Raw genomic sequence first — 23844 nt, 5'->3', positions numbered from 1 at the left:
CCCTTTTTTACATCCTGTATACGAGCGTCCTGCGCCCGGTCAGCCCGTCACATACTTCAGCAGTTCAACAACCTGTTCCGGCGTTTTCGCCCAGGCCATGGCTGCGGCATCCACTTCCTTGAGCGGGTGCACAATGTCTTCGTCGTGCAGCGTAATGTAGGGCGTGCCCATGGCAGCACAGTATCCGGCATCAAACGCCGCGTTCCACTGTTTGTATTTATCGCCAAACCGGATAACCGCCAGGTCGCACTGCTCCAGCAACGTTTTGGTACGAATGGCGTTCACCTTGGAAGATTGGTGGTCACGCCAGAAGCCGCTCTCCGGCTTACCCAGAAAATCACCGGCGGCATCGCTGGATTCGTGGTCAGTGTTGGCAGAGGTAAACTCTACCGGAAGGCCTGCAGCCTCTGCACCAGCGGCAATCTGTTCCCGCCAGTCGGTATGAATTTCCCCGGAAAGATAGACAGTCCAGATCATGGTGGGCTCCCTTTCATGAATACAGTCGGTGTATGAGGCGGGCATGATACGCCAAATGGCCCCGGATGTTCAGAGGCATACTGTGCAGGCACGGAACCCTGGGTACAGGGTTCCGTGCCTCTCAGCTTTTTAGCGCCGTCCCTGCTTACCGTTCATGCAGTTGGCGTAGAAGGTCGTGGTCGCAGGCCAGTCCGAGAAAATCCCGATCACACCAACATCCTGAGCCAGGACATCAATGACGTTCAGCACATCTCCGTCATTATTGATGGCGTCATTCACCGTCTGGTAGTACCAGCCACCGCCAGTTTCCAGCGGGCCACTGCGCTCAATCGACCAGGCAATCATGTCCAGACCAGCCACCCGGGCATTCCGGGCGTACTCAGACGGAACAATCTCGCCGTAGCTATCCAGTGCCAGCATCTTCCAGAGTGCCGGTGCAAGCACATTGACACCACGGGCTTTCAGACTCTCCATGTATGCCAGTGAGGCTGTTTCCGGAGTGATCGGTGATTGATCCAGGAACACTGCCTGCTTGCCGAAACGAGGGGTTTCATTAACCCAGAACAGCACATCATCAAGGTTAAAGGACTGCGGCCAGACATCCTCCGGGCGCACACCCGCATCCCGGTAATCCTGAATCATCTGACGGGCGTAATCCTGCTGGCTGTAATCGCCGTCAAAGGGCATGTCCACCACCGGCGATTTGAGCTCCGGTGTAAATTTCACACCCAGCGACTTGAACAACTCGATACTTTCACGATGGCTGAGCAAAGTGCCGCGGCTGGCATAGAGATCTGTGCGCCAGTCGGCTGTTCCACCCACGAACTCTTCCGGCGTGGTGGCCATGGGGTCATAGGCGTCCATCTTGCCCTCAAGGCGTTTGAACTCCGCGAGCGTGATGTCACTGGTGCGGCATTCGGCCTTCGCCGGAGTGCCCGCTTCCGGATCTGCCGGCACAAACGGCTGGGTGCATTTTGCGTTCAGCTCGGGAATGGTCACAATGTTGGTGGTGGTATGGAGGTCGTTCTGGGCATGACGACATACCAGTTCACGATCCTTGGTGAACGCCACATCGCACTCAAGAATACCCGCTCCCATTCTGGCAGCTGCAACGTAGGATTCGCGGGTATGTTCCGGAAACTGCAACGGTGCGCCCCGATGGCCGATTGAAAAGTCGGACGAGCGAAAGTTCGTCACCTTGCAGGACTCCAGCTGTTCCTTCAGTGGCCCTTCATCCATATTGTCCACCAGCCAGTAGGGCCGCGCCCCGACCTGCACGGACTGAGTGCCTGACGCTTTGTGAGCGGGCTTGCCCCCCCATGATCCGGCTCCCTGACGCTTCTCCTGTCCTGGCGGTTGCCAGCCCGGTACGTCATGACGATCCGTCTTACCATAGGCGGCTCCGGCCACCAGCGTACTCAATACCAACCCGGTTAAAACGCGCAACTTCATAACCTGCTCCTTGTGAAATGAACGTAACTGCCCTGTTAGTGTTCACATGAGCCATGACCGGAGCATGACGTTTTTTTGACCAGCAGGTTCAAAATTGATCACCTGCAGTCATTTCCTACAAAAATCTGACTCTTTTTCCTACAGAGCCATGCTGACACTCAGGTACATTCGGTCGCCCCAAATATCATCAGGAGTCTCGAATGGATGCCTCGGCAGTCTCAAGGAAGGAGAAATGGGTTTCTCCACTCATTCCTAACCTGAAAAAATACCTTCTGGCCATCGCAAGCTCGTTGTTCGCCGTTTTTCTGGCCATGTCCTCGTTCTTTACCACCGAGCTGGGCTACACCTACGTGGTTCAGGACACCCTGTTCGGCAGTATCCGGGTTTTCACCGAACCCGGCGTACATTTTAAAGTTCCGTTTTTCTCAAACGTCTACACCTACAATCAGGCCATGACGTTGAGCTTTGGCAATCAGGAAAGCGGCGAGAAGATCCGCTCCACACGCCAGTTGGGGGAGGTCGAAGTTCAGTTTGCCGATACTTACACCGCCCGCATCCCAGCTACGTTCCGCTTCCGGCTATCGTCTGACCCTGAAAAAATCGTGGCCATGCACCGGGAATTCCGGAGCTATGACAATCTGATCGACTCCCTGTTGATCAAAAACGCCAAGAACGTAACCGTCGTGACAGCCACCCAGTACACCGGCGAGGAGTTCTTCCAGGGCGGCCTGAACAAATTCAAGGTGCAACTGGAAGACCAGCTGCAGAACGGCCTTTATGAAACCGAACGGCGACAGGTGGAAGTGGAACAAACCGATCTTGCCGCGGTTTCCTCCACGAACGATGATGGCGACCGGCTTGAACGAAAGGTTCAGCTAGTCTGGAAAAACATCATCCTGCAGAACGCCACCGGCCAGCCGAAGCGCATCGCCAACCCATTGGATGCCTATGGTATTCAGGTGCGACAGGTGACCATTGGCCGTCCCCTGCCGGAGAAACGCCTGGATGAGCTGCTGGTTAAGAAGAAAGACCTGGTGGCCAAACGAATCACGGCCATCCAGGCTCAGGAAACGGCACGGGCTGAAGCCAAGACCGCCCAACTGGAAAAAGAGATTGAAAAGGCCCGGGCGATTCAGGATGCCCAGCGCAGCAAGGAACTGGCGATTATTTCCAAACAGAAGGAAGTGGAAATGGAACGCCAGCAGGCGGAACTGGAGACGGTCCGAAAAGAGAAAGAAAAAGCCGTAGCCGTGCTGGAGAAGCAAAAGCAACTGGAGATCTCAATTGCGGAACGGGATATCCAGAAAGCCAACGCCGATGCCGCCACCTACGCCGCAAAAGCCATTCGCGAGCAAGGCATGGCAGAAGCCGAAGTGGCCAAGGCTCACCTGCTGGCCAAACAGGCAGCACGGGATATCTACATGGCTGAGATTCAGCGCGATATCGCCCAGGTGATGTATCCGGCCCTGAAGGACGTGACCATCGATATGCCGGATTACTACGTGGGGTCAGACGGCAGCGGCAGCCCGGTCAGTAGTCTGGAAGTATTTACCAGCCTTGGCGCTATGGAGCAGTTACGCAGAGCGAACACCACAATAGCACCCTGACCACTACATGCCCTGAGAGTGTGGCCTCCGCCGGCCACACTCCAGCCACAAGCCTGGGGTGAGGAACCCGGAGTCTTACAGCACCAGAACAAACATCAACACGAGGGCAATAACACCGAGACAGATGCCGATCACAGCACCCGGGCTATCAGGATCTTTGTCCGGTGCAGGCTTACCTTGGGACGAGCCACCCAGATATGTTTTGAAATCGGAAATGAGCTGCGTGTTGGAGGTTCGAATACCGGTGTACCATTCATCGGGAAACTCAACAGCGGCCTTGGGTATCACAATAGGGCCACACATCGAGCAAAAGTGAACCGCACCGTTCAAGAGCAAGCTATCTCGACGGGGTATTCCCCGGGGAAGGTCGGATGCTGGCACTTTCAGCTGTTCCAGCACTTCAATCACGTAACCTTCGGGCACCTCACCGTGCACCAGCACAGGGACCTGTTTGGTACTGCAAGGCATGGAAGCCAGCACCGGGAAACGGGTATCCTCCAGCGACGGATGGAAGATCCGGTCCAGATTGTCCGGCCGAAAAGGCCTCAGCCCCCCAAACTGGCCGGGGAAAAGCGACACACGAGTGCCTGGCTCACGCCCCTTCCAGAATAACGTCCAGGCAATGGCCCGAACTACTTTCAGGCGTAAAGGCTCTGGCACCTCATGGCGACCGGTTGAGCCAGGCAACCAGACCTCATCGGAGTAGTCGGTCAATGCCAGGCCACCCCCACCCAGCCACAAACACCAATCGGGGTGGTCCTCGAAAACAATCCAGAATTTACGGCCCTCAACGCGATCCAGGCAGTCGGCGCCGGGGGCCTCAACTTCAGCAAAAACCTCATCTTTGCTAACTTCCAGCTGAAGCCGGCTTGAATCGGGCATAATCTCATTGTTAACTGCCCGCTCAAGTTCACGGAAAGACTTCAGCAATGCCTCATCAAGCAATGAGGGATAGGGAACATAGGTATCATGGGCGGGATCATCAACCGCGTCCTCTTCGCCTCGGGTCAACGCCTCAAAATCGTAAACCGGCCGGTCCCAGGTATCGAATAGCACCTTTTCATCTGAGTCTAACTGACTTCTCATACGGAGGCGGGGAGCAGGAACCGCGCCACCATCCACGTCAAAAAGAAGGAACTTGCCGTCGTCATAGACCAGGAATTCATCAGTAAGCGTCAACCCGGTTTCGACAGAAACACCGCTGACCTTCCAGGCTTGCGACCTGACGTCCGCCGAACGCCCCTCACGGCTCTCGCCCTGAACCGAATAAACCTGCGCCTGGTACAACCGCTCTTGCCCACCACGCACAGGTATCAGGGCATTCATCCCCAACAGTTCCATGAGTGAGCGGTTCATGACGATACCGGCACCAGGCCAGGTCAGCCAGGCCCCCAGCATATATGCGTTTCTGGCCAGCTCTCGCAACGGTTCAGACTTAATAAAGACGTCCGCACCGTCCGGGATAGCAAAGTCATCCAAGGCCCTGAGAATTGCATTTGCATCCGGGCTTGCCATGAAACTCTGGTGCCCCTCAACCGAATGTAATGCGGGCAACTCAAGCCCCGGGTGCTTTCTAACGAACACGGTGTGAAATACAACATCGGCCCAATCCCGAATGAGCTTCAGGTGGTCACCGCGGTTCAACGTCTCGGTAAACTCCGCTGCTGTAGGCACAGACAAATCTTCCTTGATCATCGCTTGGCAGCATCCTTTTATTGCCTTGTTAACGGGTTAGCTCTGAGCCCGGTCCTGCGCGAGCAATCTGTCCTGAAGGTCGCGGATCACTCGCAATACACGGCTCATTTCCTGCTGGGTTTTCAGGTCCAGATCCAGCTTGCCATCCATGGTTTGCACCAACGGCACGATCGATTCCTCGAATACCCGCGCAAACGCCATCAGAGCATCACCGACCTGCGGGGGGCTGTCCAGATTGACGGTGACGGCAGGATTCAGCTGCACCGATTGCAGACCTTCAGTCAGGCCGGTTTCCAGAGATCGGGACAACTGGCTGATGGCTTTGTCCAGATCGGGTTCCTGGGCACGCGGTGTGTCGAGGCCACTGACCAGCTGTTGCCCAAGTTGCTGCATGTGCTCGGCAATCAGGCCCAACTGACGCACCACTTTGACACCGGTTTCCTCATCCCCGCCGGCTTCCTGGCGGCGTCGATATTCTTCGCAGATGGCCTGCCAGCGGGCCGCTTCCTCGTCGGTCTGGGTGCCTCTCATCTGTTTAAGTTTGAGTAAGTTTTCTTCTGCACCGTAGGTCAGCAGCTGGGCTTCCCCCTGATAGTGGTCATCGATCAGCGCTTCCAGCTCCCGGTCACTCATCACTGGCGACAGTTTCTCGGCCAGCTTGTTCATGTTCCGGTAGCTGCCCTGAAGCTTGAAGGTGGGCTCGGTGCGATAGGCTTCGGCCTGGGCACTGGAGGCAATGTAGGCCTGGTTCACCCGCAACACGGTCTCACGCACGCGGATCATTTTCTTCAGCAGAGCCACGATTTCGTCCCGCTCAGCGGCACTGTAATCGTGTTCGAAGTCCGAGTCGGCCACTGTCTTGCCTTCGGCCAGGTCCGCAAACCGGTAAAAGTCGGCCATGCCCCGGGTGGCCAGTGGCGCCAGCACCTGATTGGAGCTCAGGCTGTTCTCGATGTAGGACAGAGCGAAGGCGTGCTCCATGCCCGACAGCACATCACCCAGGTTATAAATGTCTGCCCGGTTGGCGAGCATGTCCGGCACTTTGAACACATCCCCGCTCTCGGTGTAGGGGTTACCGGCCATCACCACACAGAAACGTTTGCCCCGCATGTCGTAGGTACGGGTCTTGCCACGCCACACCCCTTCAATGCGCCGGGTGCCGTCACACAGGGAGATGAACTTCTGCAGGAACTCGGGATGGGTATGCTGAATGTCATCCAGATACAGCATCACGTTGTTGCCCATTTCCAGCGCCAGGTTAAGCTTGATGAGCTCCGCTTCGGCGGTGGAATGAGGCGCCTTCTCCGGGTCCAGCGACATCACGTCGTGGCCCAGGCTCGGGCAGTTGATCTTCATGAAGATCAGGCCCAGACGGTTGGCCACGTATTCCATCAACGTAGTTTTCCCGTAGCCGGGCGGCGAGATCATCATCAGCAGGCCGGACTGATCCGTGCGGCGGTCTTCACCCGCCGTGCCCATCTGTTTGGCCAGGTTGTCACCGATGATCGGCAGATAGCTTTCGCTGATCAGCTTGTTGCGCACAAAAGAGGACAGCGGGCGGGGCCGGAATTCATTCAGCCGCAACTGATCCCGCCATTTCTCCAGCACCTGATGCCGCACTTCCTGCAGCTGCTGCCAGCCGGGGATGATCTCCTGCTGATGGTAACGCAGGCGTTCATCGTACTCATCCAGCTGAAGGCTGAGTGTCCGTTCTTCAATGCGCGGATGCTGGCCCAACAGGCCTTCTATCTGGAACGCCAGCTCAACACTGCGGACGGACGTTTTCACGCCCTCGCCCACATTCAACACAGCCACCGCTTCCGGCAGATAGTGCAGCAGATGCTGCTGATTGGCTTTGGCCATCCAGGCTTTCAGCCAGTGGCTGGTGATGGTCCAGCGGGCTGCTGGCTGATCGGCCACGACATCAAGTGCCTGCTGATATTGCGCAAACTGGTTATCCCGTTTCAGGGTTTCCACAAACCCTGACGCGAGATCACTGGCATAGCGGGTCAGATCGAAGGTTTCTGCCTCTTCCGCCAGTTGCTGCACCAGGTAATGCGCCGCCGACCGGACCAGGCTGCGCCCCGCACTGCCCGGTGCCACGAGTGCCAGCTCCTGGCTGTCCACAAAGCTGGCAAGCTTCGGCTCAAGTTCCTGCTGCAGAGACGCCAGAAGATCACCAGACTGCATCATGCGGCTGAGAATTCCCGCCGACAGGCAACGGGAGCGCAATTGCTGTGCGGCCTCCGGCTGCTGACTCAGCCGGGACCAGAACAACATGCCCAAAGCCCGGGCGCTGGGGCTGAACCGAAGCAACCCGGCATTCTGAATGGCCGGCCACAGGGTACTGACAATCAGCGCCGCATCGCGGTCATGAATGCCTTTTTCATAGCCTTCGCGGTATCGGGGTGAGGCGAACTTGCGAATAAAATCGGTCAGTTCATCCAGGTCCGCGACATTCACCGGTAAATCGGCGGTTTTCCGGAATTCGTCGATCACCAGCGACGCCAGGTACTCGCCGCGATAGACCTTATCCGACTCCGACGGCTGGCTCATGTTCCAGTAGCCACGAAGGCGGTCCAGCTCCGGCTCCTCCAGGCGTTCGTAGTACTGGGTACCGGTCAGATGCAACAGTACATGGTCGTCCCGGGGTATCAGCGTCAGGTCCAGCTCCTGCTGGTTTACGCTGAACTTATGCTTGCCCAGCCGTATGATGGCACCGCCATCCTCGAAGATATCGGCCTTGTCGCGCACACTGCGCAGGGCCGTGTCCTGAGCCGCCTTCAGCTGCCCCAGGCAGTCGTCCGCCTCCATCGCGGCACCCAGTTCCCGCAGCTCGCCGGCCATGCTGCGCAACCGGGCAACCATGGCATCGGAGGCGAAGAACGCGTGCAATTCTTCCGGACTGGTAAAACGCTCCGTGCGACGGGTCAGATTCTTGAGAATACGGGCGGCGGCATCGGTCAGCGTGGTGACCCGCCGCTGTTGCTGATCCTGCAACTGCTGACGCCGCGCCTCAATGCTCTCATGGGCATTTTCACGCTGCTCCAGAATGGCAGCCAGAAACTCGTCGTACTCACCAAACTGGCTTTCCAGCTCCTGCAACTGGTCCAGCATCCGGGTCATCAAACCGTCGCATTCGCGGACGTCCGACAAGGCACTGACCCCGTTGGCCAGACTCTGCTCGAACAGGCGGATGCGGGCGGCAAACTGGGCCCGGGCTTCGGCACTGCCCTGCTCTTTCAGGCGAATCTCCGCCTCAGAGCGCTGCTGGTTGATGGTGGCGTAAATACCGGAAATATTATCGGTAATGGCGGTTTCCAGCGCCGCATCGTCCCCGCCCATGGACGCCAGCATGCTCTGGATCATATCCAGGCCATCCGTCAGTTCCCGGTAGCGATCGACAATGGCCTTCAGGGCATCCCGGGTGTCGGCTTCCGCGAGTGCCGTTTGCAGCTCGGTCAGCGTCTGGCGGTACCCGTCCAGAGCTTCCGGCGACGCCAGGAACCGGAACGTCCGCTCCGTCAGTCGGTCTTCTGCTTGCGTCAGCTCGTGTTCCAGTGTCTCGATGCGGGACTTGTCAGCGTAGCGCCGGTCGTTGAGGGTTCGTACCCGGCCGCGATGGTCCCGCAGGCGCGCCAGATAACTGACGAACTGGTCCGGTGCTTTCCAGCTGTCGGGTTTCAGGTCGCGCATCAGCGCGCCCTGATCCTGCGCCACTTCGGTAATGGCCGCCTCAGTCTGCGCCCGGATACTCTGAACTTTCTCGTACTCGTCCAGCACCAGCTCAGCGGTGCCCCGAATGGTGCTGAGCTGCTGGTGCAAATTCACAAACAGCGCGTCGTCCTGACGCGCTGACAGCCAGAAAAACTGATCCAGAATGCGGTCAACGGTGCGAATCAGGCCGGTAAAGTGCCGCTCACTGGCGTTAGCCCCTTCCACCAGGGTAACGACGGTGTTCAGTTCCGCAATGCCGCGGACCAGTTCAGGATTGCCAATCCGGGCCAGCTCGGAATCGTTGGCCACATTGGCCGCCGCATGGAAACTTTCCGACGTAAACGGCGTTTCCCACACCTGCAACGGGTGAACCAGAGTGGGCTCCGCGTCGGCATTGAAAATCACCAGATGTCCGTTTTCGAACAACGCGTAACCATGGCCGATCAAGGGCACATCCGCCTGTTTGCGGATCAGGTTGTAGCGGAACAGGATCACCTGGCCCGTGCGCTGCTCAAAGAACACGTACAACATGTCCTCGCCATTGGGCGCCCGCAAGGTGCGCTTGAGGCGGAAGTCACCGGCAGGAATCTGGAAGGTCTTCAGCTCTCCGGTGCTCAGGTAGTAACCAGAGGGAAAAATCAGGCCGTGGTTGTCGGGCAGCGAGGCCACCGACCCGGCCATGGCATCCACCCGCTCAATGTTCCGCTCGGTGCGGTTGAACAGGTAATAACGCCAGTGTTCTTCATTGAAAGGCAGTATCCGCACCAACAGGATCTCGCCCAGATCGGCAAAATCAAAGGTGGCGTCGTCCAGTGACTGAGAATCGGATTCCACCGGGTCGGAATAGATGCCCTCACCCGTTGCGGTATTGTTCTCGACCTTGAAGGTAATGTTGCCCCGAAGGTTATCCACAAACAGGGTATCGGCGATGTTCAGGTGGGGAGAGCGGCCCTGGACCTGACTGTCGCGGCCCACCGTTTCCCAAGGAAAACTGAAACGATCCGGGTAGGAAAGATCCCGCTCCCCCCGGTTATCAATGTATCGGCTGACCTCGCCGTCCGGCTGAAGTTCCCAGCGGAAAACCCGCAGGTCGTCCAGTTTGTCGCCAATGCGGAACGCCATCAGCAACATGCCCTTGAGGATGACCAGTTGGGACAGAGTCGCGGTATTGTAGTACTGCTGAAGTTCCCGGAAGTCGGTGGTGAAACGGTCATCCTTGAGGAAAGACCCGTCAATCGCCGCTTCGGTCATCTCAAACCCGCTGTCACCATCGTTCAGGTGATACAGGCGAAAAACATCTTCAATGACCAGGGTTTTGCGCAACCCAAGCTGCAGGTTGAAACCAAACAACAGCTTGTCGCCCAGACGCACCACATCCCGGGCAATGGCATTGTTTTCGGTACGGACCCGGGCCCGACCCAGCACATTCATGCCGGCACTGCCGAAGATATCCTCACGGGCCTGATTCAGCCCCGACACCTGCTCCCGCAGCTGCCCGCCCTGCTCTTTCAGCCGACGCTTGATGGTTTCAAAGGCAGAGCCTTCCTGAACAATACTTTCGAGCTCGGTGCGATCCGTCGACATACCAAATCATCCTGAACCAATGGAACATGTGGTTAGCGAAAAGCCCCGGCACCCAGATTCAGGTGCCGGGGATGTCTGCCGTGTCAGGCCGTTTCGGAGCTTCGGCTGGGTTTGTCACCCGCCACCCGACCAGCAATGTTGGACAGCGCCGCCTGCAACGACGGAGACTTCTCCAGCACGCCCTGTACGCTTTTGCCGTACCCAAGGCCCTGGGCAAATTTCTCGAAAATACCGCCATCGCCACCGATCATTTCGAACTTGGCATCTTTCAGAGCTGCCGCCATCACGCGGCCATTCTCCAGCATGCCAGCCTTCTGAGCGTCGATCTGAGCCATCACTTCCTTCTCATGAACCTCCAGGTTCATGCGGAATTCCTCAAAGTGACGAGACTCCTCAGACATGCCGTCGTAGGCTTTGAGCTTCTCAACCAGGCCAGCCGCTTCGGCTTTCGCCATGGCTTCGCGGGCTTCTGCTTTCGCATGGCCCATGCGCTGCTCACCTTCGGCTTCAGCCAGCACCATCGCCTTCCGGGCATCGGCTTTGGCCAGTCCCAGTTTCTCTTCGCCCATGGCTTCGGTTTCCAGACGCTGCTCCAGCACCCGCACTTCCGCCATACCCGCTTCTTCGTCAGCCTTCGCCGTCACCGACTTGACCTCGGCACGGGCAAGACCGTCAGCCCGGATGGCCGATGCCTGCGCTTCCTTGACCTGAGCTTCCGCCAGGCCATCAGCCGCCGCCATGGCCTGATGACCACGAGCCAGTTTTTCATCCGCCACCGATTTCTTCTCGGCCGCATCCATTTCCGCCTGCGCGGTCACGCGAATCTGCTCGGCCTCCAGCTTGGAGCGCTCAAACGCCGCTTCTGCCGCTTTCACATCTTTCAGTTTCTGCTCTTCGGCCTCGGCTTCCGCCGCCACCACTTTCTTCACCTTCAGACGATCCGCTTCGGAACGGTTGCGAACATCCTTGATGTTCTCTTCCTCTTCGGCCACGTTGCGCTCAACCGCAATACGCTGGCTGGTGATGTCAGCAATTTCCTTGCGCTCTTCTTCCAGCGCTTTTTCCATGCCAATGCGTTCGATTTCCACCGCCCGTTCACGGTTCACATCCTCAAGCTCCCGCGCCTGGCGAATGCGGACTTCCTCGATCTGCACCGCGCGCTCACGCGCCTTCATCGCCATTTCTATCTGGCGCTGCTTGTTCTCGTCGGCAATCGACAGCTCTTCATCGGTCTTGATGCGGGCAGACTCCGCACGAGCCCGCTCCTGCTCACGCACCTGCTCGGTTTCCGAGGTTTCCCGGGCCTGCAGCGTTTCGATTTCCCGGCGCTGACGGGCTTCGGCTTCGGCCTGACTACGTTCCAGTTCCAGAGACGCTTCGCGGGCTGACACGTTCTTGCGCTGGATTTCCAGCTCCTGATCCCGCTCCAGCCGGTTGGTTTCCACATTATGCAGCGCGGTAATTTCGGTGATGCGCTTGATACCCTCGGAATCCAGAATGTTGTTCGGGTCCAGCGAGGTCTTGGGCGTCTGCTCCAGGTAATCAATGGCCACGTCTTCCAGAATGTAGCCGTTCAGATCTTCCCCAATGGTCTCTACGATGGAGTCGCGGAAGCGCTGGCGCTCCTCAAACAGCTGCATGAACTCCAGCTTTTTACCCACCGTTTTCAGCGCTTCACTGAACTTCGCGTTGAACAGTTCGTTCACCGCGTCGCGGTCGGAAGCCCGGCCAACACCCACCGATTTGGCAACCCGCAATACGTCTTCCTGGGTCTCGTTGACGCGCAGGTAGAAGGCCACCGTAATGTCGGCCCGCAGGTTGTCTTTACAGATCAGGCCTTCCTTGCCAGTCCGGTTCAGTTCCAGAGTGATCACCGAGATTTTCATGGTCTCGGAACGGTGAATCACGGGTAATACCATCGCCCCGGTGAAATACACTTTGGGCGTGGGCGAAAGGTCGTTCACGATCAGGGCCTGCCCCTGGTCTACCTTGCGGTAGAATGCCTTGAACAAAGTCAGTATGCCCAAAATCAGCAGAACCAGGACCCCAACGGTCATGATTGCCGGCATCATCCAAGATAAATCCATTTAGTCATTCTCCTGCGCTGGTTGTGGAATGTAGGTGCGGGATTAACCGGCCGAGTCACCGGCCAGGAATTCGGATTCCGGAACCACCCACCAGGCGTTTTTGTCCGGAATATGTTCTATCAGCACCGCCCGTTCACGGTGCGACAATGGCGTATGGCTGCGAACCTGAAGGACCAGATGAGCGCCGTCCAGCACCGCCTCAGCACGGCCCTTGGTTTCGGTAACCGTGGCTGAGATTACGACACAGGCGGTGCCGATAATGCGTTTTTGAAGGGGGGGCAGATAAGCTCGCCGAAACAGCGGCCGCAGCGGCCTGACCAGCATGGCGGTGACAAGCACGCTGATGATCAGCGCAGCCGCCAGAACCGCAAAGCCAAAAAGCCAGTACAGAAAGCCGGCGGGCACCAGGGCACCCCACAGCAGAACGGTGAAATAGCTCACCAGCCAACTACAGAGAAAAAGCAGTGTCAGCACGAGTGGCAGAGGCACACCCTGCAACCCCAGAGTCACCATCAGGCCACTAAAATCTCCCGACGCATCAATATCGCCATCGGCCTCGATATCCCCCAGCCCCACAAGGGAAATGAGCCAGTAAACGATGGCCACACACAGCAATACGGAGAAAATCACCGTAGGGAAAGAAAACGCAACCGCTAAGAATGTATCCATACGTGACCAGATATCCGTCTGGTAAATCCACTGGGCGACAGTCGCTGTCAGACTGTCGATGTTTTATAACGTAAACAAACTATTTCTTGCAAATGTTTAATTGCGAGGTATAGACTCGTTCCATCGACATAAAATGTCAAGCAACAGGACAAGGTTCGTCCGAATCGGCCGAACCGATTTAAACGCCACAGGAAGGAGCTATTCGTGGATACCCAATCTCTCACCCTGGCCTTGGGCGATGCCACCCATGCCGGCCGAACCTTCGATGTGATGCCCATTGCCGGTGAAGAGCCGGTGCTGCAGGTAACGGTTTCCGGTGCCGAAGAAACACCGGTCTACATTACGGTAACCGACACTCAGATTCTGTGCCTTGCGTACCTTTTCGACGAACAGGAACTGAAACCCGAACGCCTGAACGAACTGCATGAGAACATGTTGCGCCTCAGCGTCCCCATGCCGCTGAGTTCACTGGGCAAGACCGGCCAACATTATGTGGTCTACGGCGCGCTCAGTCCCGCCTCTGGCACCAGCGAGATCATGCAGGAACTGGTAACGCTCGCCGAGAATGCCATCGACCTGTTACAGACGTTTGAAGATTATCTGGCTTGAGTGAGGGCAAAGACATGAGAACGGTACTGAAGAAAATTCTGACCGCCATGCGCGGCGGCGTCAACGAGCTGGGCGAAGCGGTGGTCGACAGCCAAGGCAACCGGATTCTGGAACAGGAACTGCGGGATTCCGAGCAGGAATTGAAGCAGGCCAAGCACGAACTGGCGTCCCTGATGGCGGAAGCCGCATCTTTGGCCCGCCAGATCCGCACCGAACAGGACAGCGCCAGCAAGCGCGAGGACGATGCCCGAAAGGCCATCGCCGCCGGCCAGGAAGAGCTGGCCCGGGAAGTGGCCGAACGCATTGTTGGCCACGAACGGCGTGCGACTGAACTGACCCAGACACGGGAACTGCTGCAACAACGCATCGCCGGCCTGAAAGACCGGGTACAGAAGGCCGAGAAACAACTGGCCGACTACCGCCGGGAACTGCAGGTGGTGAAAACCAACGAGCGGGTACTGCGCACCACGGCCCAGATTGACACCAACATCAACAGCCAGCAGTCGTCTCTGAGCACGGCCAAGGAGACGCTGGAGCGGATTCGTGAACGCCAGGCCCGTGAAGAGGACCGCCAGACCGCCAGCGCCACACTGGAGAAAGAGCTCACCGGTGCAGACCTTGATGAGAAACTGAAGGCCGCTGGCATCGACGGCGAGCAGGACGCGGTAAACGACGTACTGGCCCGCCTGAAAGGCAGCAATACCCCCCAGTAAATACGGTGTGCCCCGGTCTCCGGGGCCACATTGCAGGCACAACCATGGAAAACAAACAGGACTGGTCCAAAGAAGAGCAGGCGGTGAAGGCCGTCCAGATGGCGTTTGACCTGTCCAACGACATTCAGCGGGCTTTCCGCGTATCCGCCGCCATGCAGGACATGACCACCGCCGATATGGTGCGCAAAGTTCTGCAATTACCCTATCGCAAAGGCCGGGCCCGCCCCCGCCTGACCGTCACCCTCAAAGACGAAGATTTTGAGTTGCTGGCAGGCAAATACGGCCTGGACCCACAAGACCGGGCTGCAATCCGTCAACGGGTGGCCGAGGAGTTGCAGGGGTTTGCCAGGCATTACCTGACCGAATCCGATCAGTAACAGGAAAAACCTGGGGCTTATGTGCCTCAGGAAACGCTTCACCAGGAAAAGGACGTCATGCCCAGACAACGTCATCAACGCTGCCCGGCCTGCAACACAAACAGCCTGGCCCCCTCCAGCAATCCGGCCATTTTTGACTGTCGTGAGTGCCATGGCCTGTGGTTTGAAGACGGCTCACTGAACCACGCCATTGCCCAGCAACACGAATGTATCGATCAATACGAGCACGAGGTGCATCTGGGCCCTGCCCTCAGAACCAGTGACCGCCACTGCCGGCGATGCCACGTCCCCATGGTGCACTACCAGCTCCTGGCACACTACAGCACCGAAATCGATTGCTGCCCCACATGCGACGGCGTCTGGCTCGACAAACACGAAGTTGATCAGGTTATGCATTCGCCGAAAATCAAACAGGCCCTGACAGACCTGAACCAATCGGTGACCTGGAAGTCCTGGCTCTTCCAGTTCCTCACTGCCATGCCCGTTGAGTACAACGTAAAGCCCCACCGTACCCCCTGGGTTACCCGGGCACTGGTCGCACTGTGCGTTCTGATGTTTGGGCTTGGCACATTCTCACCAGAGGCTCACGAATGGATTTTTGTGAATCTGGGCCTGAACTCCGACACCCGGAGCCCCTCCCACTTTGTGCTGCAACTGCTCAGCTACCAGTTCGTCCACGGTGGCCTGATGCATCTGGTAGGCAATATGTATTTCCTGTGGATCATCGGTGACAACCTGGAAGATGCCCTGGGCCACGGTGCCTTTCTGGCGCTTTACCTGTTCGCAGGGGTTATGGCCGCTCTGGCCGAGCTGCTGCTGTTCGACACCAGCCAGGGGCCATTGCTGCTGATTGGCGCCAGCGGCTCAATCGCCACGCTATTTGGTCTGTATCTGATGTGGTTCCGCCACGCCAGCCTTACCTTCATGATTGTTGTTTACCAGAAAAAGCTCGCGCCCCACTGGTACTTCCTGATCTGGAGCCTGATCAACCTGTTCGGCATGTTCACTTCTCAGGGCGGCGTGGCCTGGGCTGCGCATCTGGGCGGTTTTGCTTTGGGACTTATGCTGGGTTATTTGCTCAAAGACTATGTGTTCAGGAAGAATCCACTGATTGCTATGTTGAATCGGTCGGAGGCGGTGTTGCAGCGGTAAATCGCGGGGCAACACCGGAATAACCTCCCACTTGATCAGGACGCATAACTCAGCTTTTCTGCCATCAGGTCTGGCCGACGAGTCGTATCGATGATCGAGACATCGGTAAACATGTCGTCCACTTTCTGCTTGAAGGTTTTATCATCCATATCCCGCCAGTAACGTGACGGACGGCCCGTTGCCTGATCATGCTTTATGGTGGTCGGGTCAAGGTGCCGATACTGCTCCAGCAAGGGCAGCTCCGGCAGCGGCCTGGTGCTGTCCATGTAATTCTGGATGAAATCCCAGTAGGCGTAACACATGGTGGGGCTGCCATGGGCGCCGAGAAGATCGCCAACGGTAACGTCCAGTTTGCTGTATCGGTGAGAGAGCACGAGATCAAACACACTACCGAAACGGTCCACCCGCGCGCAGCACCAGGCATCGAATTCGTAGAAGGGCTTTTCAACCACTACCGGAGGCTTTCTGGGGAGAAAAGGAAACTTTCTCGGGTATTGCCAGACCTTGATCATGCCGGTGCGACGATTGAATTCCCACTCAGGGCCTCGGCCATTCCGGAAAAGCCACTTCGGGAAGAGGCGGAAGGCGAGATCTGCGATCAAAATGAGAATCCAGCCGCCTCCAAGCATAATAAATTCGAACAAACCAAGACTTTGTATGTACTCAGAATAGTTTCTACTAATGGATGTAAACAACGGCGACATCAAAATCAATGTTATCAAATATCCGGGAGAAACAATGTATGCCCAAATCTTACCCGCGACACTCATCATGTCGAAAAAGCGCGCCTGAAAAGCCAATGGTGCATACCGGAAACACTCATGATTATTCTCAACGTGAAGTCCGTACTTCGCTGCCAGATCCTCTTTTTTCTCCAGTCGCCGCAACTTCTTGGGCGGGTCTCTTGAAATAAAGGCGGGCGGCATTACTTCTCGGGTATTACCCCACGGTAAACGTAAGCTGGCTGAGCGATCTAATCCGGTTCGGTTCAATTCCTGAGTTTGATTGCTTTGCTCGGGAATCGCGTCAGAACGATAAGCATAGGAGCTGTAATAACTCGGCCAGGTGGAACCCGCGAGTTTGCTACGGCCTTTGAATCCGGCCTCAGAAACATTAACCCCCTCCTGGGGTGTGCGAGGGCTCATATCCATATGATTCTTCTTGCTCAAAATGATGCTCAGGCCCGGAAACGACCTCTTCCTCGCTTCTGTTGTTTCTTCTCCTCACGACCCGCCTGCCATTCAGAGACTGGCCCCATCTGGGTAAACTTCAGGCCACGTTCATAAGCGCGTGCGAGTTGTTGATTCAGACTCTGCAGTGCCTCCGATGGTTGGGCCCACTGTTCCTTGGGCAACGGTGCGGACCAGGCTTTCAGTTCTTCTGGCAAGCTTTTCAGGGCCAGGGTCTTGATGCGGCGTTCAGTGATGATATGGGCGAGGTATCGCTGGAAGAACCAGTCGCCCACTTTCTTGCCCAGCCAGGGCAACAAGGACATCTCTTTGCGGGCCTGTCGGCACTTGGCTTTGTAGTGGGCGAGGGTTTCATCCTCTTTCGGATCCGGGCAGGCCTCGGGACCGTTCTCCATAAACTGGCGAAGACACTCCCACTGGGCCAGGCCAGCTGTTTCATGGCCGACGTTGATGCTGGCAGCGGCCAGGGCCGATTCCGGGTCGTTGGGTTTCGGAATCGCCAGGGTGAGCACCGTGTGGGTAGCCATCAGGCCAGGGCCGATGTCCTGGCGGGTTTCAATGTAGGCGACCAGTTTCTCCCACGGGTAGATTTCGTAGACGAGTTTGGGGTCGTGTTTTTTCTTTAGGCGGAGGGCGATGAAAAAGTAGGCTCCTAAAACCAAAGTTTCGACTGCTAATGCCGTGGCGAATATAGTTACCAACCATTGGACATACTCCGCCGACTCACCTTCCAGCGTAAAAGGGACAATTACAGCAGCAATAGTGCCAATATAAGCTATGTACGCGATACCACCAGCACTATCATTCCAGAATGGCAGTTTGAATTCCTTCCCTTCCGTCCAGCGAGGCATCGCTACTTCTCGACGTTGCCGGTTAAACCTTACCGGCGGGGTTCCTTTCACCACCTTGTTACCTAGGAAATAAAAATAAAGCCCCCAAGGTAAAGAGACGAGGAGGTTTCCAACAAGCATGAACAATGGCGCCTCCCAAGCCCATTGGCCAAACTGGTTCGGGCCAACTATGAACATAAACCCAAACCCCAAGAAACCGATAGATAGCAGACCCAAGCTTAGAAACATCAAGGCAAATTCGGCGCCAAACAATAGGTTACCTATCTGCAAATCCAGCCAGCCCTCGGTTTTCCGCCTAATCCAAGTGTTGACGTCTGCCGCCCATTCCCCTGTCATCACCGGCTCAGGACTGAGAGCCAGTAACCGACCGTCCTTGGTTGTGTTGCGTGCACCTGCTTCCCAGTTTGACTCAAATGACGATTCAGTGGATGACTGGTTCTTGTAGGATTCAGGCATAGTCAAGACTTCTTAGATTCGCTTATCAGAGCGTGATAGTTAGTGATCAAGGTATTCAACCGATGGTCGGGATCATCAAGTGGTATTACCGGTTTCCACTCTTTGATCTCGTTGGCTCCAACCCTTGGCAGATTGCCCTGTTCATGAAAAATGAGTTTGTAGTGATATGCCTTCTCGGATTCCGGCAACCAGTTAGAAGAATTGGACGCCTTATAGCGGAAAGCGAGATAAAAACCTTTAGCCGTCTCTAGCTCCACATCGGTCAAGTGCAATTCCAAAGCAACTCCAGCCTCCCCCATACTTTTAACCGTAATCGCCTGATTCCAATAGTCCTGATCAGGGTTCCAAACAGCTCCCTCCTGCCTTAGTACCGCCCATTCCACGTTATCCGATTGCAGTGAGCTCAGTCCGGGCAGCTCAAGACGAAAGGCGCAATAGCTTGTTCGTCCGTCCAATGCGGCCTGTTCTGCCCTCACCATCAGAGTGGGCTTGTAGATGGCTTTGGCCAGTTCGTGGCGTTGTTGGTCCGCGTCCCAATCTTTGGAGTCATTACCCCAGGCGCTCTGTTCACACCAATTCTGCACCTCTGTGCGCTTGAAATAATTCTGTATCCAATTGCCAATACAGACCATAATCGTGCCTACCCAGAGCCAGGCATTCAGGCCCCGGAATAGGCCTCCCGCCAAGCCCAGCATATTCTTATTGACCGCTTTCCAGCTGAGCAATTTGCCATTTGCTGGCTTCCAGGCAATTTCTCGAGCGTCCACCAACCGATGAAACAGACCAATAGACCCCGTTTTGGCCATTTTCCAACTTCCATAAACCAGCATGCTATCACCAATTAAAGTGACACCAGCGCCCGCCCGGGTTCCGTTACCACTTGAAGATTTAACCATCACAGCCAGTTGCTTAAACCAGTCGGCACCCGCAGATAAGAACCCAGCCCAAGCGGCAATCGTGCCCCCCCACACATTCACCCGGGCCAACCGCGTCAGAACCTCATCCGCCTGGGAGATGGTCTGGTAGTAATAATTCAGGCGGGCGCTGCCGACGATGGTCAGGACACTGGCGGCCGCGCCGATTGTCCCTGTCGCGCCGGAAAACGCCTCTGACCAACTGCCATCCGGATCGTCGTTTATCAATTTTTTGATAGCATCCCATGTTCCAACTGCCCCAACCAATCCCATAAACGACACCAATCCCATGCCGCCAAGACGTTTCGGCAGATCCAGCTTGTCTTGCCCTGAGGTCAAGATACCCCGGCCATAATCCATCATGCGGGTAAGTCCACCACGCTCTCTCAGGCGTTTCAGTTCATCAACTTCGGATTGCACCGCATGGCCGTAGGCGGTCCGGGTTAACCCAGCAATCAGGAGGGCTCCGCTGTGGTTTTCCCCCTCAATCGGGGAGGTATCCATCAGTTGAAAACCTCGCTCACGGAGCTGATTGGTCAGCTCTTGCTTTTGGGCTCGGATGGCCCGGATCTGTTCGTCGTACTCTCGTTTGTATCGGCGACGCTCTCGGGTACTGGCCTCGCTATGCCGCTGCTGAAGGCGATTTTCCCGTTCCAAAACCTCCTCACGCAATTTGGCCAGCCGTTCGATTTCCTTCACGAGAGATTCATGCCTGCTAAGGCTGTCGGCATCGGCAATCTCCAGGTCAATCTGATACAACCTCTGGTTCTCGAAGATGTGGGCCCGCAAGCCAGGGTCCATGCGCTCAAACACTTGCCTCAGGCGGCCATGCAAATCGGCGGCATCCGCCGCTTGTACTAACTCGAACACCGCCAATCGACCGGTAATGTTGAGCTGGGCCAGATGGTGGCTGAGTTGTGCGGCAGCACCCTCCGAAAGAGACGGAAATTGTAAATAGGGGCTCTGTTCAACCAGTTGAACCCATTCCTGATATGCCGCGGGTGCTTGTTTGGCATCCATAATGGCTTTCAGGCCATCGATCAACTCTTTCAACGTGCCGGGGATGATCTCGGGTTTCAGGTCCAGAGAGATCAAATGCTGATGCCCGATCTCCTCAAAGTAGAATTGCTTCAGGAAAGAAAAATCACCCGATGATTGCGCCCATTCCGTAAGCACCGCAATCAAGCCGTTGTCCATCTTCAGCAGTGCCATATAGTCGGCATCGCTTTCCCGGTCGTACAAATGGCCATGAAGGTAAAAGGTGGCCAATAATGCCTGAATATCCGTCACGATCCGTCGCTTTTCCTCGTCAAACCAGGACAGATGCTGCTGGGCCTGTTCCAGATAGGCATTCATGTCGTCCAGCTTCACCAAGTCTGCGATGCCTTGCTGGCCACTGAGGGTCGAACCGTCCACAAGATTTTCCTGGTAGTCCGACATGGTCTCGACAGCACCCAGAACTTCCCGCTGCGACAATCCCAAGTCCGTTGCCAGTGCCCCGGTGGCGTTACGCATTTTGCTAACCCGAGTCTGATCCGCTGGCATGTAAGTGTAGGCATTGGAACTGTATGCTTTTCGGGCGCTTTGTCGATACTCAGGGAAGTCTTCGATCAACTGCGTCAAACGTCCGTGTTGTTCTCGGTTACCTTCAGCAATCTTCCTGAATACTGCTTTGGCATCGTCATCATCAATCTGCTCCGAAAACGCTCGAGCCAACTCAGCTACTCGGTCGTCATCCAATCGAATCAGATCGCTGATGAAGCGCGCTGGATAGTATTTCGCGTCCTCCGCCTCCAACCAAGCGTTATGGTTGGTATCCACAATGGCCCAGGCATCCAGCAGGTCATCGATGTGGCCCATAAAATCATCAACCACGATATACGCATGGTCCAGATCATAAGCTGGTAATCGATGGGCGAACGGTTCAGAGCCAGTATCCAGTGTCTCCTGGGCCCAATACCACGAGGGCAAATGCGTTTTCCCCTCCATGGGCTCGGTTCGAGCATCTGGGTGGGTCAACAGCGATTCCAGACTTGCCTTGCTCAACAACTGGGGCTTTCCATTGATGGGGCAGTAACCAGATAAGCTCACTCGCTGCATCACCTGTTTGCGGTAATCATCCCAGCTAATAAGCATGCTGCACTTTTTAGCGGTCAGCTGTGTGGCCGAGAAAAAGACATCGACATGCCCCTTGCGCGGAACCACGATGGCCGGAGTGTCCGGAATGCCAGTACGCTGATCCTGAGCGGCTTCATTACCTTGCCATAAGCGCTTGGTGACCGCGCCGCCGTCTTTGACTTCGTATTCATGCAGAATGTCAGGCGCATCCGAATGGAACAGGTACAGGTAGCCATCCCGTATCTGGCGGATACCAATCGGCTGAAATTCGAGGTTAAATCCAGGCTCCAATGAGGGGTGAGCCGCCGCCTCATCGGCATAAGCGTATCGTACCGGGATCAACTGAATATCCGTACGAGTCAAAGGGCAGGCGCCTTGAGCCGTGGTGCTTGCCAGGCTTGCGCGGTCGGCGGCTACTATGGGGTTAGTAAGTTGCTTACCCATGAATCGGCTCTCCTTGCACTTGGGTTCCAGCAGAAGACATGGCGATCATCGCCGCTTTTCTGGCCTGGGTTTCTGCGGCCATTCCTGGCCATCGATGAAAAAGGTCATAAATGCCAGGGGCTGCTGCTTCCCACAGCGACAGCTCTCCCAGATAACCGTATACGGTACCCCAGTGGAGCAAGGCCTGTAGCGATTCATAGCCATTGGCCAACGCCTGCTCCATGATGGTCCGAAGATCCTTTACTACAGCCGGCCTTACGTTCGACGCAACCCTGCTCGGGAAATAGGTCTCAACGTGCTGCATCAGTTTGACCAGCGTTGCGCGTCGATCCGTGTCCGTTAAACCGCTGAGGGTGAGTTCACCCAGCCGAAATGACGCACGCCTCTCCGCGTTCCGTCCAACGACAACCTTCGGCAGCCAATCCGGGCGTCTCTGAAGGTGCCAGCCATCCCATAAGGCGTCCGGGAGCTTAACCGCAGAGAACGGAGACCAGTATTCGGGCACCCCGCCATCACCGGAAGAAGCCAACAAGACCCGTGCAACGGTTGGGTCGGCGAACCGCAACATGACGCTATAGCCTAAAGGGTGGTGTACGGTGATAAAGCCGCGCAGATGATCAGCTAACGCGTCCAACGATTCATCGCTGGCAATCGCGTAGCCCCACTCTTGTGTTTTGCCTTCCAGAGACAGTCGCTCCAACAACGGGTGGCCCCGTTCAGTGCGCACCAACAACGGTGCAACATTGCGAATTGATGCCCATTCAGTGCCATCAAACAGATTACGATAGTCCGGAGTGTCGACGAGTTCATACAACCAGCGTTCTGCCTCTGCGCGTTTGCTGCCATCAATCAGGACATAATTGAAATGCATGTCCTGAAGCTGAGTGCTGGTTTGTGAAGGTGTTTCGAAAACATCAAACATCGGCCCCATCTCCCGATGTGTTCTCTTCTGCCTGACAAATGGAGGTCAGGGCTTTGCCTTCCTGCAGCGCACGCATCTGGGCATCCGGTTGCGCCTTGATTCTCTGGCCAACCGTGGCCAGCGCAGCAGGTTCGGTATAGGCGCCACCGGCATCCACCAACCCGGGCATCTCCGGCACCTGCACCTTCTGTCCACTGCCCTTACCGCCAGCGCCACCGGCGTTCATCTTGATGCTCGCGCCGCCCATGGCCACGCCGCTGGGATCGATTTTTACGAAGCTGCCGCCGGCTTTCAGGGTAATTTCGGCGCCAGCTTCGATGACGGCTTTCTGGCCGGCTTTGATGTGCAGTTCGGTGCCGGAGTTACTGAGCCAGGCGGTGCCGGCTTTCAGGTGCAGCGTGCCGGTTACGTTGAAGCTGTGGTCTTTGCCGGTTTGCTCGCGCTTTTCGCCGTCCACGGTGTGGTGGCTGTTGCCTTTGGTGTGGCTGAACTGGTGGTTCTCCACCGTCAGGTGGCTGTCGTTCCTGATAACTTCGGTGCGGTTGTTCTCAGTGAGCAGGTCCAGGTCTTTCTGGGCGTGCACGTAGATCTGTTCTTTGTCCGCTTCGTCTTCAAACCGCAGTTCGTTGCTGCCTTCGCCCTTGTGGGTTTTGGTCTTCAGGGTGGTTCTTGTTTTGTGCTCCGGCAGCGCGTACGGCGGTGTGTTGGTGGCGTAGTAGGTTCTTCCGGTGATGATGGGCTGGTCCGGGTCGCCGTCGAGGAAAGACACGATGACTTCGTGGCCGATTCTGGGCAGGGCCATAAAGCCGT

General features: G+C 56.5%; 16 protein-coding genes. 5 read left to right on the top strand and 11 right to left on the bottom strand.

The genetic code is table 11. The annotated features are described in order from the left end of the window. Positions 1–39 precede the first annotated feature (39 nt). Both K325_RS0112080 and K325_RS0112075 read right to left on the bottom strand, forming a co-directional pair. A complete protein-coding gene (locus K325_RS0112080) occupies positions 40–477 on the bottom strand; it encodes a YtoQ family protein (RefSeq protein WP_029654527.1) in 438 nt (145 codons plus the stop codon). 129 nt (positions 478–606) lie between these two features. Then, a complete protein-coding gene (locus tag K325_RS0112075) occupies positions 607–1929 on the bottom strand; it encodes a glycerophosphodiester phosphodiesterase family protein (protein WP_029654526.1) in 1323 nt (440 codons plus the stop codon). 200 nt (positions 1930–2129) lie between these two features. Between K325_RS0112075 and K325_RS0112070 the strand changes: the two genes are divergently transcribed. Then, the gene (locus K325_RS0112070) at positions 2130–3536 is read left to right on the top strand and encodes an SPFH domain-containing protein (protein ID WP_029654525.1); all 1407 of its coding nucleotides are present in this window, start codon (positions 2130–2132) and stop codon (positions 3534–3536) included. Positions 3537–3611: 75 nt separating this feature from the next. Here the strand turns inward: K325_RS0112070 and K325_RS0112065 are convergent, their stop codons facing one another. The 4 genes from K325_RS0112065 to K325_RS0112050 form a co-directional block, all read right to left on the bottom strand. Further along, complete coding sequence (locus tag K325_RS0112065) at positions 3612–5231, bottom strand: hypothetical protein (RefSeq protein ID WP_029654524.1); 1620 nt, start codon at positions 5229–5231, stop codon at positions 3612–3614. Between the two features lie 36 nt (positions 5232–5267). Further along, positions 5268–10532: a DNA repair ATPase gene (locus K325_RS0112060; protein ID WP_029654523.1), complete on the bottom strand. Its 5265-nt coding sequence runs from the start codon at positions 10530–10532 to the stop codon at positions 5268–5270. A gap of 83 nt (positions 10533–10615) precedes the next feature. Beyond that, positions 10616–12619, bottom strand: coding sequence for a flotillin family protein (locus tag K325_RS0112055; protein ID WP_029654522.1), 2004 nt, complete (start codon positions 12617–12619; stop codon positions 10616–10618). Positions 12620–12661: 42 nt separating this feature from the next. Continuing rightward, on the bottom strand, positions 12662–13288 hold the full coding sequence (locus K325_RS0112050) for a hypothetical protein (protein WP_029654521.1): 627 nt from the start codon (positions 13286–13288) through the stop codon (positions 12662–12664). Positions 13289–13492: 204 nt separating this feature from the next. Between K325_RS0112050 and K325_RS0112045 the strand changes: the two genes are divergently transcribed. The 4 genes from K325_RS0112045 to K325_RS0112030 are packed head-to-tail and all read left to right on the top strand — an operon-like array spanning position 13493 to position 16139. Continuing rightward, on the top strand, positions 13493–13897 hold the full coding sequence (locus K325_RS0112045) for a YjfI family protein (protein ID WP_029654520.1): 405 nt from the start codon (positions 13493–13495) through the stop codon (positions 13895–13897). Between the two features lie 14 nt (positions 13898–13911). Continuing rightward, on the top strand, positions 13912–14610 hold the full coding sequence (locus tag K325_RS0112040) for a PspA/IM30 family protein (protein ID WP_029654519.1): 699 nt from the start codon (positions 13912–13914) through the stop codon (positions 14608–14610). A gap of 44 nt (positions 14611–14654) precedes the next feature. Continuing rightward, on the top strand, positions 14655–14987 hold the full coding sequence (locus K325_RS0112035) for a hypothetical protein (protein WP_029654518.1): 333 nt from the start codon (positions 14655–14657) through the stop codon (positions 14985–14987). Positions 14988–15044: 57 nt separating this feature from the next. Further along, positions 15045–16139, top strand: a complete 1095-nt coding sequence (locus tag K325_RS0112030; RefSeq protein WP_029654517.1) for a rhomboid family intramembrane serine protease — start codon at positions 15045–15047, stop codon at positions 16137–16139. A 35-nt stretch (positions 16140–16174) separates the two neighbouring features. On the opposite strand, the gene K325_RS18800 is transcribed toward K325_RS0112030, so the two are convergent. The 5 genes from K325_RS18800 to K325_RS18700 all read right to left on the bottom strand — a co-directional run. Next, positions 16175–16741, bottom strand: a complete 567-nt coding sequence (locus tag K325_RS18800) for a hypothetical protein (protein WP_228128447.1) — start codon at positions 16739–16741, stop codon at positions 16175–16177. Between the two features lie 575 nt (positions 16742–17316). Continuing rightward, a complete protein-coding gene (locus tag K325_RS18270) occupies positions 17317–18636 on the bottom strand; it encodes a hypothetical protein (RefSeq protein WP_156836595.1) in 1320 nt (439 codons plus the stop codon). Positions 18637–18638: 2 nt separating this feature from the next. Then, positions 18639–22112, bottom strand: coding sequence for a toxin VasX (locus K325_RS0112015; RefSeq protein ID WP_029654514.1), 3474 nt, complete (start codon positions 22110–22112; stop codon positions 18639–18641). Next, entirely contained in the window at positions 22105–23034 is a 930-nt protein-coding gene (locus tag K325_RS18265; protein WP_029654513.1) for a DUF4123 domain-containing protein, read from the bottom strand. The genes K325_RS0112015 and K325_RS18265 overlap by 8 nt, the downstream gene beginning before the upstream one ends. Further along, positions 23027–23844: bacteriophage T4 gp5 trimerisation domain-containing protein (locus K325_RS18700; protein WP_029654512.1), on the bottom strand; the 818-nt coding region annotated here is incomplete at its 5' end. The genes K325_RS18265 and K325_RS18700, both read right to left, overlap by 8 nt.

It is taken from the genome of Marinobacter daepoensis DSM 16072, assembly GCF_000421165.1.
In the GTDB taxonomy this organism is placed as follows: Bacteria; Pseudomonadota; Gammaproteobacteria; order Pseudomonadales; family Oleiphilaceae; genus Marinobacter; species Marinobacter daepoensis.
Note: the sequence above shows the minus strand (reverse complement) of the source record. Positions and strands in the feature narration are given on the sequence as shown.

What these genes read in the sequence shown, in the direction of transcription:
- K325_RS0112080 (WP_029654527.1), bottom strand. Translation starts at nt 477, where the DNA reads ATGATCTGGACTGTCTATCTTTCCGGGGAAATTCATACCGACTGGCGG.
- K325_RS0112075 (WP_029654526.1), bottom strand. Translation starts at nt 1,929, where the DNA reads ATGAAGTTGCGCGTTTTAACCGGGTTGGTATTGAGTACGCTGGTGGCC.
- K325_RS0112070 (WP_029654525.1), top strand. Translation starts at nt 2,130, where the DNA reads ATGGATGCCTCGGCAGTCTCAAGGAAGGAGAAATGGGTTTCTCCACTC.
- K325_RS0112065 (WP_029654524.1), bottom strand. Translation starts at nt 5,231, where the DNA reads ATGATCAAGGAAGATTTGTCTGTGCCTACAGCAGCGGAGTTTACCGAG.
- K325_RS0112060 (WP_029654523.1), bottom strand. Translation starts at nt 10,532, where the DNA reads ATGTCGACGGATCGCACCGAGCTCGAAAGTATTGTTCAGGAAGGCTCT.
- K325_RS0112055 (WP_029654522.1), bottom strand. Translation starts at nt 12,619, where the DNA reads ATGGATTTATCTTGGATGATGCCGGCAATCATGACCGTTGGGGTCCTG.
- K325_RS0112050 (WP_029654521.1), bottom strand. Translation starts at nt 13,288, where the DNA reads ATGGATACATTCTTAGCGGTTGCGTTTTCTTTCCCTACGGTGATTTTC.
- K325_RS0112040 (WP_029654519.1), top strand. Translation starts at nt 13,912, where the DNA reads ATGAGAACGGTACTGAAGAAAATTCTGACCGCCATGCGCGGCGGCGTC.
- K325_RS0112035 (WP_029654518.1), top strand. Translation starts at nt 14,655, where the DNA reads ATGGAAAACAAACAGGACTGGTCCAAAGAAGAGCAGGCGGTGAAGGCC.
- K325_RS0112030 (WP_029654517.1), top strand. Translation starts at nt 15,045, where the DNA reads ATGCCCAGACAACGTCATCAACGCTGCCCGGCCTGCAACACAAACAGC.
- K325_RS18270 (WP_156836595.1), bottom strand. Translation starts at nt 18,636, where the DNA reads ATGCCTGAATCCTACAAGAACCAGTCATCCACTGAATCGTCATTTGAG.
- K325_RS0112015 (WP_029654514.1), bottom strand. Translation starts at nt 22,112, where the DNA reads ATGGGTAAGCAACTTACTAACCCCATAGTAGCCGCCGACCGCGCAAGC.
- K325_RS18265 (WP_029654513.1), bottom strand. Translation starts at nt 23,034, where the DNA reads ATGTTTGATGTTTTCGAAACACCTTCACAAACCAGCACTCAGCTTCAG.